We start from the raw sequence: 10653 nt of genomic DNA on the forward strand, positions 1-10653 counted from the left end.
CCCCTGCTGTCAGCGCACCGCGGCGAACCACGCCGTGATGGCCGCGATCTGGTCGTCGCTGTAGCCCTTGGCAATCTGGTGCATCACCGTGGCCGGCCGCGTGCCGGCCTTGAAGGCCTGCATCTGCGCGGCCAGTTCCGCCTGCGGGCGGCCGGCCAGCGGCGGGATCGTGCTGCCCGCCGGCGCGCGCCCGGCGGGGCCGTGGCAGCTGGTGCAGGCGGCGGCCTGGCTGCGCGCCCGCAGCGCGGCATCGGTGGCAGGGGCGGCGCTGTCTGCCGACAGCGCCGGCTGGGCGCCGCACAGCGCCGCGGCCAGCAGCGCCAGCCGCAGCAACACAGCGGGCCGGGGGAAGATTGTCATGGTCTCGCTCCGTGTGGGACCGGCGCTGGGTTCCGCTTGGGGGCGGCCGGCGTGGCTACCGTAGCACATCGGGCAGGGACCGTGTGCGGTGAAAACCGCAGAAGGACAAACGGCGTCCGCATGAGCGGACGCCGTCGGGACCGGCCCCGGAAGCTGGACCGGGCGCGTGCTCAGGGCAGGTTGCGGCCCGGCGGCAGCGTCACCGGCGAAGTCACCGGTGCGGCGACCGGGCTGGTGGTCGCGGTGGTGCCCGTGGCGGCCCCGGCCGGCGCATCGATCGGTCCGCCCACGCCCGGCACCGACTGCACCGGCGCCGGCGTACCGACACTGCCGTCGAACGACGGGTTCTGCGAGGTGGAAGCCGAGTCCAGGCGCGCGCGCTCGGTGTCGTTGACGTAGTCGAAGGCCTTGACCACCTTGGTCACGCCCGAGGCATTGCGCGCCACGTCGGTGGCGCGGTCGCCCTCGGCGGCGGTGACCACGCCCAGCAGGTAGACCACGCTCTTCTCGGTGGTGACCTTGATCGAGTTGGACGGCACGCCGTCGGCGGTCATCAGCAGGGTCTTGACCTTGCTGGTCAGGTAGGCGTCCTGGCTCTGGGTCATGAAGCCCGGCGAGCTGACGACCTCCAGCTCATTGATCACCACGCGCGCATTCTGCAGGCCACGCACATACTGCTCGACCTGCTGCTTGACGGTGTCGTTGCTGGCTTCGCCGGTCAGCAGCACTTTGCGGTTGAACACGGTCACGTTGACGCGGGCCTGGCCGCGGTAGCGCGAGTTGATGGTGTTTTCGGCCTCGAGCTGCAGGCCGCGGTCCACGGTCTGGGTGGCGGCCGGGCGGCGGTCGGTGGCCATGGCCACGCCGGTCCCCATGGCGCCGGCGATCACGGGGAAGCAGCCGGCGAGCTGGGTGGCGCAGACCAGCACGGCCGCCGCGGCCAGGCTGGCGCGGCCAAGACCGGCGGTGCGGGAAGGATGGCGCGCGCCGGCGCCGTTCCGGGGGGCTTGCGTAGTGGGCAGGTTCGTCATGCGGTCCTTGCTGTGGCTGGATGTTGGGAATGGGAGGAAGGCAGCATCAGGCTTCCCCGAGCAGTGCCTCGTCGATGCCGTCGCACAGGCAATGCAGGGTCAGCAGGTGCACTTCCTGGATGCGCGCGGTGCGCTCGCTCGGCACGCACAGGTGGATATCGAATTCATCGAGCAGGCCGGCGATGGTGCCGCCGCCCTTGCCGGTCAGCGCGACCACGGCCATCTCGCGCTGGCGCGCGGCTTCGATGGCGGCGATCACGTTGGCCGAATTGCCCGAGGTGGAAAGCGCCAGCAGGATGTCGCCGGGCTGGCCCAGCGCCTCGACCTGCTTGGAAAACACCTTGCTGAAGTCATAGTCGTTGCCGATCGCGGTCAGGATCGAGCTGTCGGTGGTCAGCGCGATCGCGGCCAGGCCGGGGCGCTCGCGCTCGAAACGCCCGACCAGTTCGGCGGCAAAGTGCTGCGCATCGGCTGCGGAGCCGCCGTTGCCGCAGGCCAGGATCTTGTTGCCGCTGGTCAGCGCGCCGACCATGCGTTCCACGGCGGCGTTGATATAGGGGGCCATCACCGCCGCGGCCTGTCGCTTGGTCTCGGCGCTGTCTAGAAACTGTTGCTGGATACTGTCGATACTCATGGCTCTGGGGGCCTTGTTGTTGCCATTGCGATCCGCGGATCGTACCTTAGGGTCTGCCGCGCATTATGAACCAGCCCCGGCGGCATCCTGGTCAAAGGCATGCTGCAGCCAGTCCAGCCGGCCGGGTTCCAGGGCCACCACGTCGAAGCGGCACGGCGGCACCTGCGCCAGCGTGGCCAGGTAGTGCGCTGCCGCCAGCAGCACGCGCCGCTGCTTGGCCGGCGTGACGCTGGCGGCCGCGCCGCCGAAGCCCCGCCCGCTGCGCTGGCGCACCTCCACGAACACCAGCGTGCCGTCCGGCGCGCGCATGACCAGGTCGATCTCGCCGCCTTTGCAGCGATAATTGCGGACCACGGGCTCCAGGCCCTGGCGCCGCAGGTGTGCCAGGGCCCGGTCCTCCGCCTGCGCACCGCGTAGCTGTGTGGATTGCAACTGCGTGGTGGATTTGAATGATGGCATCAACGGAAGTTCTCAAGCATGAGTGACTGGATCTCCCTGGCGGCCAGCCAGTCCTACCCGGCCGGCACCCTCTATGTCGTGGCCACGCCCATCGGCAACGTCGCCGACCTGTCGCTGCGCGCGCTGCATGTGCTCGGCCTGGCTGACGCCGTGGCCTGTGAAGACACCCGCAATACCGGCCAGCTGCTGTCGCGCGTGGGCCTGCAGCGGCCGCTGGTGGCCGTGCACGAGCACAACGAGCGCGAGGCCGCGGGCCGCATCGCGGCGCGCCTGGCGGCCGGCGAGCGCATCGCCTACGTCTCGGACGCCGGCACGCCGGGCATCTCCGACCCGGGTGCGCGCCTGGTCGAGGCGGTGCGCGCCGCCGGCCATCCGGTGGTGCCGCTGCCCGGCCCCAGTGCCGCGGTGGCCGCGCTGTCGGTGGCGGGCGACATGCTCGATGCCGGCGAAGGCCGCTTCACCTTTGTCGGCTTCCTGCCCAGCAAGCCCAAGGCGCGCACCGAGGCCATCGCCCGGCTGGCGGCGCTGGACCACGCCTGGGTCTGCTACGAGGCGCCGCACCGCATTGCCGACACGCTGGCAGCGCTGGCCACGGGCCTGCCAGCCGAGCGCCGGCTGCTGGTCGGGCGTGAACTGACCAAGCTGTTCGAGGACATCGCGGTGCTGCCGGTGGCGCAGGCGCCGGCCTGGCTGGCCGCCGACCCGAACCGGGCCAAGGGGGAATTCGTGCTGGTGGTGGAAGGCGCTGGCGCCGCAACTGCCGCGGATGGCTTGCCGGATGCCGAAGCCCAGCGCGTGCTGGCGCTGCTGCTGGCGGAACTGCCGGCCAAGCGCGCCGCCAAGCTGGCGGCCGCGATCACCGGCGCCGGCACCGATGCGCTCTACCAGCTGGCGCTGGCGCAGCGCGCGGGGCAGGCAGAGGACTGACGCGGTGCGCGCGTGATCCCGGGATTGGGAGGAGCAAGGTAAAGCAGAAGTGTCAGCGCGCGGCGGCATGCGGCGGCGCTGCCCTGGTCAGCGCCGTGTGCGCTTGACGGTCTTGCCGCCGGCCTTGGTCGACTTGCGCGCCTTGGCGGGCGCCAGCGAGTTGGCCAGTTCCGGCACGGATACGTCGTCGTCGCCGCTGCCGTCGCCGGCCTCGGTGCCGCCGGCATCGATCTGCGGACCCAGCGCGGCCACTTCGGTGCGCGTCAGGCGGCGGATTTCGACGTTGGTGGCGCCGCGTTCGACGAAGCCGAGGCGACGCGCGGCGCCGTAGGACACGTCCAGCACGCGGTTGCCGTGGTACGGCCCGCGGTCATTGATGCGAAGCACTGCCACCTTGTTGTTGCGCAGGTTGCGCACCAGCACCCAGCTGTCGAGCGGCAGCGACGGATGGGCGGCCGTCATGGCGCGCATGTCGAAGCGTTCGCCGTTGGCGGTCTTGCGGCCGTGGAAGCCCTTGCCGTACCACGACGAAACACCGCGCTGCTCGAACGTGCCGATATCGGCGCGCAGGCCGTCCAGCGAGCTGCCGCTGCGGCCTTCGTCAGCGTCATAGCCGAACAGGTTCCAGCTGCCGCCGTCCGAGGCACGCGCGGACTTGTTGTCTGCGTCGGTGCGATCGGTCTTGCCGGCCTTGCCGTTCTTTGCCGCGCGCGTGGGCACGGCGCCAGCGTTGTCGTTGCTTGCGTTGTCGCCTTCAGGGGGCGTGGCACAGGCGGCCAGCACCACGGCGCATGCGGTGCATGCGCCGAGCTTGGCGAGCCGTTGCCAGCGCTTGGCGAGAGCGGAGATCCGTAACATGGGCGGCAGTCTAACATTGAGTCTTTACGACTATCTCTTTCATTTTGTTACGAAATCTGTGCGATTTCGCACCATCGTGACCTATCTGCCCGGAATCCCGCTTGTGGCAAGGGATTCCCGCCCGAGACGGGGTTTTCGCGCGGGTAACGCATAAAGCACCCGACCTGCATCGCGGGCGGTGAATCGCCGCCCGGCGCTACAATGCTGGGCACCCGCCCGCCGTCCGTGCGGGCCAGTCCGTGGCACCCCGCCAGAAGGCGCCCGGCGCACAAGAAATCGTCCATGAAAGCCCTGCTCATTCCCGTCACGCCCTTCCAGCAAAACTGTTCGCTGCTGATCGATGAAAGCACCGGCCGCGCCGCGGTCTGCGATCCCGGCGGCGACCTGGACCGCATCCGCGCGGCGGTCAGGGAGCAAGGCGTCACGCTGGAAAAGATCTTCCTGACGCATGGCCATGTCGATCATTGCGCCGGCGCCGCGGCGCTCGCGCGCGAGCTGGACATCCCCATCGAAGGCCCGCAGCAGGACGAGCGCTTCTGGATCGAGCAGCTGCCCGAGCAGACGCGCCGCTTCGGCTTCGGCCACGCCGAGAGCTTCGAGCCAGACCGCTGGCTGGAGAACGGCGACACCGTGCAGTTCGGCAACGAGACGCTGGAGGTCTACCACTGCCCCGGCCACACACCCGGCCACGTGGTGTTCTTCTCGCGCGCCAACCGGCTGGCGGTGGTGGGCGACGTGCTGTTCGCCGGCTCGATCGGCCGCACCGACTTTCCGCGCGGCAACCACGCCGACCTGATCCGCTCGATCCGCACGCGGCTGTGGCCGCTGGGCGAGGACGTGACCTTCATCCCCGGGCACGGGCCGGTCTCCACCTTCGGCGAGGAACGCCGCAATAACCCGTTCGTGGCCGATCACCTGACCGACGTGGGCTGAGGCCGTGGCCAAGCGACAGGCGCCCGACACCCGCCCGGAGATCTACGTCAGCACCGACGTGGAAGCCGACGGCCCGATCCCGGGCCCGCATTCGATGCTGTCGTTCGCGTCCGCGGCAATGCTGGCGGACAAGACCGTGGTGGGCACGTTCTCCGCCAACCTCGAGACCCTGCCCAGCGCCGCCGGCCACCCGGTGCAGATGCAGTGGTGGCAAACCCAGCCCGAAGCCTGGAGCGCCTGCCGGCGCGACCTGCAGCGCCCCGAGGACGCCATGGTCCGCTATGTCGAATGGGTCGAGAGCCTGCCCGGCAAGCCGGTCTTCGTGGCCTTTCCGGCCGGCTTCGATTTCACCTGGATGTTCTGGTACATGATGCGCTTCGCCGGGCGCTCGCCCTTTGGCTGGGCCGCCCTCGACATCAAGACGCTGGGCTTTGCGCTGACCGGGCGCCCCTACCGCAGGACCGTCAAGGCGGCCTTCCCGGCCGCCTGGATGGATCCGCTGCCGCACACCCATGTGGCGCTGGACGATGCGCTCGAACAGGGTGCGCTGTTCTGCAACATGCTCGCTGCGCTGCGTGAGCGCGAGGCCGCACTGACCAGCCTGGCGTCCGATGCCGCAGCGGACGCTAGCGAGCCCTCACCTTCGTCCGGGCAGCCCTGAACGGTTGCTGCGCCGCGGCAGCCACGGCGGCACGCCCCTTGCAGGCTTTGCGTTCGCATCTCACGCCAGCGCGCCTATAGTAGAAGCGGATATGGCGTACCGGGCGAAACGAGCCACAGACTATCCGGCGCACTTGCGCAGCCACGCCATATGCCGTTTGAGCCATGTTGCCCGGATCGCGCGGCGCCTGCCGAGGAGGTGTCGATCATGCGTTTTCATACCGACCTGCACTTGAGAGACCTGGCCGGCCGGATCCATTGGCCGCATGCCACGCGGGGCGCCACGCCCATCACCCATCGCCACACCTCGGATGAGGACGCCGAAGTCGCCAAGGCCACGCTATACGTCAGCACGGTGACGCTGGTGGTGCTACTGGTCGTGCTGGCGGCCATCGCTTTCGGTCAGGAGGCCATGCACTGGCTGGGTGTTCATTAGACGACCCGCCTGAAGCTGTTTGCCTCAAGCACCGGCCGGCCCCCACCACGTGGGGGCCGGTTTTATTTGGTGCCGTGCATGGCCTGGCTCAGGCCAGCAGCGGCGCCACGTTCTCGGGCGGCCGGCCGATCGCGGCGCGGCGGTTGCGCACCACCACCGGACGCTGCAGCAGGATCGGGTTGTCGGCCACGGCGGCCAGCAGCTCGGCCTCGGTCAGGCCGGGATCGGCCAGGCCCAGCTCGGCGTACGGCGCTTCGTTGTCGCGCAGCATCTCGCGCACCGGAACGCCCAGCATGGTGTGCAACTGGCGCAGCGTGGCCAGCGACGGCGGCTCTTTGAGGTATTCCACGATTTCCACCGGTTCGCCCAGCCGCTCGCTGGCGGCCTGGACCAGGGCGAGCGTTTCGCGCGACTTGGAGCAGCGGGGGTTGTGGTAGATGGTGATCATGGCATGGTCCTTTCTTGTCGTTGCCGTGCCCCGCCCCGGGGCGTTGGCACTAATGCGGTGCAAATCAATCCGCACTATATACAAGACACCGGCCCTCGCGCAGCATCACGCTGGTGCATGTGCCCGGCACGCATCCTGCGTTGCCCCAAGTCCTTGCATAGGGCACCATTCCCGATGACTTCCACTACCGTTTCCGCCACGACGCCGTCCGCCGGTACACGCAAACCCTTCACCCTGCGCGACGCCATACCCGCCGACGTTCCTGCCATCCACGCCATCTACGCGCACCATGTGCTGCACGGCCGCGCCTCGTTCGAGGAAACGCCGCCAAGCCTGGACGAGATGCAGCTGCGTTTTGCCGAAGTCCACCGCAAGGGCTTGCCCTACCTGGTCGCCGTGCGCGACGGCGAGGTGCTGGGCTATGCCTATGCATCGTCCTACCGCGCGCGCAGCGCCTACCGCTTTGCCATCGAGGATTCAATCTATATCGACCACCGCCGCGTCGGCGAGGGCCTGGGCCAGGCCCTGCTGGCCGAACTGGTCGCCCGCTGCGAGACCGGTCCCTGGCGCCAGATGGTCGCCGTGATCGCCTGCACCGCCGGCGGCGAAGGCGCCGGTTCGCTGGCCGTGCATGAGCGCCTGGGCTTCCGCACCGTCGGCCGGCTGGAGGCGGTGGGGTTCAAGCACGGGCAATGGATCGATACGGTGCTGATGCAGCGGATGCTGGGGGTGGGGGCGACGACGCTGCCGGCGTAGGCGGATCGACCTGCACGGCTTCAGCCAAGCCCCAAAGAACAAAAACGCCACGGATTCCTCCGTGGCGTCTTGCGCAGCAAAGCCCGGCGCCTGCCGGCGCCCAAGCCTTACTTCATCAGGTCCGACAGCGCCAGCGCCACCACCTTGGTCGCGCGGTTCAGGTCGTTCAGGCGCAGGTTCTCGTCCGAGTTATGGCCGCGGGCTTCCATCAGCGTGCGCGGGCCGGCGCCGTACAGCACGGTCGGGATGCCGCGCTTGGTGTAGTGGCGCGCGTCGGTGTAGAGCGGCACGCCTTGCACCGGGATCTCCACGCCGAACACGGATTCGGCACGGCTCTTCAGCGCGCCGATCAGCTTTTCCACGCCCGGCAGTTCCGATAGCGGCTCGGCCAGGATGATGCGCTCGACCTTCACCTCGATGCCCGGACGGTCCTTGGCGGCCTTTTCCACCACGGCGCGGATCTCGCCTTCGGCGTCGAAGCCGATTTCCTCGGGGATCATGCGGCGGTCGACGCGGAAGGTCACCAGGTCAGGCACCACGTTGGTGTTGATGCCGCCCTTGATCAGGCCGACGTTCAGCGTGGCGGTGTCGATGCCCGGCACCTTCGACTTGCGCGTGGCCAGCTCGGCGCGCAGGCCGTAGATGGCTTGCAGGATGTGGGTGGCGGCTTCGATCGCGTCCACCCCCGTATGCGGCATGGCGGCATGGCCCTGCTTGCCCTTGACCGTCACTTCGACGTGCAGGCAGCCGTTGTGCGACGAGGTGATGCCGTACGAGAAGCCGGCCGAGATGGCGTAGTCGGCCTTGCTCAGGTTGTTGTCGAGCAGGAACTTGGGACCGATGTCGCCGCCGGTTTCCTCGTCATAGGTGAACTGCAGCTCGACCGCGCCGTTGATCCTGGCGCCCTGCTTCTCGGCTTCCATCAGCGCCAGCACGGCGTAGGTGTAGGTGGCGAAGTCAGACTTGGACACCGCCACGCCGCGGCCGTACATGACCGGGCCGTGCTCGCTGTCGGCCACTTCACCGCCGTACGGGTCCTTGGTCCAGCCCAGGCCCGGGGGCACCACGTCGCCGTGGGCGTTCATGGCGATGGTCGGGCCGCCCGTGCCGAACTGCTTGCGCACGATCAGGTTGGTGGCGCTGATCATGCCGGCTGCCTTCACCAGCTCGTCCGGCACCTTGTGCGCCTCCACCGTGAAGCCCAGGCCCTCCAGCAGTTCCTTGGCGCGCTTGCCATGGGCGTCGCAGTCGCCTGCGGGGTTGTCCGAGGGCACCTTGACCAGTTCGGCCAGGAAGGCTTCCTGTTGCGGACGGTGCTGGTCGATGAACTGCGTCAGCGTGGTTTCAGTGGGGTTCATATTGTCTCGTGCGGTCATGACTTGTTCTCTCAACTACGGAGGGGTTCGGGTGGGTTCCGGGGAATCTGCGCTGGCTTACTGCGGCAGGCGGAAGTGCTCGACGAAATCGCTGAACACGCGCGCGGACAGGGCGGCGTCCTCGGCGGTCATGGTTTCGGTGGGATGGTGGCTGATGCCGCCGTTGCCGCAGCGCACGAACAGCATGGCGACGTCGGCGATGGCGGCAATGGCCATGGCGTCGTGGCCGGCGCCCGACGGCAGGTGGCGCACCGGCACGCCCTGGCGGGCAATCGCGGCGGCCCATTGCTCTTGCAGCCACGGGGCGCAGGGAACGCTCTTCGCCTCATGGGTCTTGCGCACCTGCGTGCGCACGTTGCGGCGCGCGCACACGCGCTCGATCTCGGCCAGCACGTCGTTGACGGCGGCCTCGCGCTCGGCGTCAGCGCCGGCGCGGATGTCGATGGAGAACACGGCGCGGCCCGGCACCACGTTGGCGGCGCCGTTGGGCACGTTGAACTGGCCGACCGTGCCGACCAGGCCCGGCTTGCCGCCGCAGCGCTTCTCGATATACAGGCCGATCTCGGCCCCGGCCATGGCGGCGTCGCGGCGCATGTCCATCGGCACCGTGCCGGCGTGGCCGGCCAGGCCTTCGAGCTCGACGATAAAGCGGGTGGCGCCGGAGATGGCGGTCACCACGCCCACCGGCAGGTTTTCATTGAGCAGCACCGGACCTTGTTCGATATGGACTTCGATGAAGGCCGCGACCTTGCTGGGGTCATGCTTGGCGGCGGGCAAGGCAGCGGCGTCGAAACCGGCCTCGCGCATCACTTCACGCATGGTCTTGCCGGAGTCGTCGACGTTGTCGAGCACGTTGTTGTCGAAGGTCCCGGCGATGGCGCGGCTGCCCAGCAGCGTGGCCTTGAAGCGCACGCCCTCTTCCTCGGCAAAGCCGACCACCTCGATCGCAAACGGGAAGCGCTTGCCCTGGCGGTTCCATTCGGCCACGCACGCGGTCGGCAGGATCACGCCGAGGTTGCCGTCATAGCGGCCGCCGTCGCGCACGGTGTCGAAGTGCGAACCGGTCAGCAGCGCGGGCGCGTCGGGCGTGGTGCCCTCATAGCGGCCGATCACGTTGCCGGCGGCGTCGCGCCGCACCGTCATGCCGGCCTGCTGCATCCATTCGGTCAGCTGCGCGGCGGCGCCGTGGTGGGCCTCGGTCAGGTAGGTACGGGTGAGCATGCCGGGCTGCTCGGTGTGGACGGCCAGGGCGTCGGCCCAGGCCATGATGCGCGTGCCAGTCTCTGCGGCGGACGGCGACGGATTTGCTGCCATGCGTTGTCTCCTGCTGGAAGTGCGTGAACGCCGCGGCGGGTGGTCCGGCAAGGCCCGCCGGCGTCTGCCGCAAGGCCTGCCGGCGCGGGCGTGGCGCCCGGGCCGAAGCTCTATTCTGTGCGATTCATGTTAGCACAGTGAATTCAAAAATTGCATACAAAAATGATATGCACTATATTCGCTTCCACGTTCAGACAATTTGCCGCGGACAATCCGGTCCGGACAGGCGATTGCGTGGATTCCGCCTCAACAGGGGGGCTATCCGCGAAGTGGCGCGCTCCCGACCCGGAAGCCAGCACGGAACGTAAGGCCGGCAGCCACCCGCCAGTAGAGCAGTACGGGGCCGCCGGTGATTCCTGGATCAGATGGGCCAGCCAGCGCCAGCCAATGGACAGGCGCCGGACCGGCCCGGTACGGAGACAACCATGCAGCATGCAGTTCCCTCGCAGCCCCGCCCCGGC

General features: G+C 68.9%; 13 protein-coding genes. 5 read left to right on the forward strand and 8 right to left on the reverse strand.

What is annotated here, in order from left to right:
- Positions 1-9: 9 nt before the first annotated feature.
- From AC3WON_RS18810 to AC3WON_RS18825, 4 genes are all read right to left on the reverse strand, one after another.
- On the reverse strand, positions 10-360 hold the full coding sequence (locus AC3WON_RS18810; RefSeq protein WP_010812125.1) for a c-type cytochrome: 351 nt from the start codon (positions 358-360) through the stop codon (positions 10-12).
- Positions 361-530: 170 nt separating this feature from the next.
- A complete protein-coding gene (locus AC3WON_RS18815) occupies positions 531-1391 on the reverse strand; it encodes a BON domain-containing protein (RefSeq protein WP_492320029.1) in 861 nt (286 codons plus the stop codon).
- A 46-nt stretch (positions 1392-1437) separates the two neighbouring features.
- Positions 1438-2025, reverse strand: a complete 588-nt coding sequence (locus AC3WON_RS18820; protein WP_492320030.1) for a phosphoheptose isomerase — start codon at positions 2023-2025, stop codon at positions 1438-1440.
- A gap of 63 nt (positions 2026-2088) precedes the next feature.
- Positions 2089-2484 (reverse strand): YraN family protein, encoded by a 396-nt coding sequence (locus tag AC3WON_RS18825; RefSeq protein WP_492320031.1) that lies wholly within the window; start codon positions 2482-2484, stop codon positions 2089-2091.
- Between the two features lie 18 nt (positions 2485-2502).
- On the opposite strand from AC3WON_RS18825, the gene rsmI reads away from it, so the two are divergent.
- Positions 2503-3411: a 16S rRNA (cytidine(1402)-2'-O)-methyltransferase gene (gene rsmI / locus AC3WON_RS18830; protein ID WP_492320032.1), complete on the forward strand. Its 909-nt coding sequence runs from the start codon at positions 2503-2505 to the stop codon at positions 3409-3411.
- 87 nt (positions 3412-3498) lie between these two features.
- Here rsmI and AC3WON_RS18835 read toward each other — a convergent pair whose 3' ends face one another.
- Positions 3499-4269, reverse strand: a complete 771-nt coding sequence (locus tag AC3WON_RS18835; protein WP_492352477.1) for a septal ring lytic transglycosylase RlpA family protein — start codon at positions 4267-4269, stop codon at positions 3499-3501.
- Positions 4270-4551: 282 nt separating this feature from the next.
- On the opposite strand from AC3WON_RS18835, the gene AC3WON_RS18840 reads away from it, so the two are divergent.
- From AC3WON_RS18840 to AC3WON_RS18850, 3 genes are all read left to right on the forward strand, one after another.
- A complete protein-coding gene (locus AC3WON_RS18840) occupies positions 4552-5202 on the forward strand; it encodes an MBL fold metallo-hydrolase (RefSeq protein ID WP_492320034.1) in 651 nt (216 codons plus the stop codon).
- Between the two features lie 4 nt (positions 5203-5206).
- Positions 5207-5863, forward strand: coding sequence for an exonuclease (locus AC3WON_RS18845; protein WP_492352478.1), 657 nt, complete (start codon positions 5207-5209; stop codon positions 5861-5863).
- Between the two features lie 207 nt (positions 5864-6070).
- A complete protein-coding gene (locus AC3WON_RS18850) occupies positions 6071-6298 on the forward strand; it encodes a hypothetical protein (RefSeq protein ID WP_010812133.1) in 228 nt (75 codons plus the stop codon).
- Between the two features lie 88 nt (positions 6299-6386).
- Here AC3WON_RS18850 and arsC read toward each other — a convergent pair whose 3' ends face one another.
- On the reverse strand, positions 6387-6746 hold the full coding sequence (gene arsC / locus AC3WON_RS18855; RefSeq protein ID WP_035816098.1) for an arsenate reductase (glutaredoxin): 360 nt from the start codon (positions 6744-6746) through the stop codon (positions 6387-6389).
- 174 nt (positions 6747-6920) lie between these two features.
- Between arsC and AC3WON_RS18860 the strand changes: the two genes are divergently transcribed.
- Complete coding sequence (locus tag AC3WON_RS18860; protein WP_492320036.1) at positions 6921-7502, forward strand: GNAT family N-acetyltransferase; 582 nt, start codon at positions 6921-6923, stop codon at positions 7500-7502.
- Between the two features lie 107 nt (positions 7503-7609).
- Here AC3WON_RS18860 and AC3WON_RS18865 read toward each other — a convergent pair whose 3' ends face one another.
- Both AC3WON_RS18865 and AC3WON_RS18870 read right to left on the reverse strand, forming a co-directional pair.
- Positions 7610-8878 carry a M20/M25/M40 family metallo-hydrolase gene (locus AC3WON_RS18865; protein WP_492352479.1) on the reverse strand — a complete coding sequence of 423 codons (1269 nt, stop codon included), beginning with the start codon at positions 8876-8878 and terminating at the stop codon, positions 7610-7612.
- Positions 8879-8935: 57 nt separating this feature from the next.
- Positions 8936-10192 carry an allantoate amidohydrolase gene (locus AC3WON_RS18870; RefSeq protein WP_492320037.1) on the reverse strand — a complete coding sequence of 419 codons (1257 nt, stop codon included), beginning with the start codon at positions 10190-10192 and terminating at the stop codon, positions 8936-8938.
- Positions 10193-10653 lie beyond the last annotated feature (461 nt).

This window comes from Cupriavidus sp. FW305-46 (assembly GCF_058787075.1).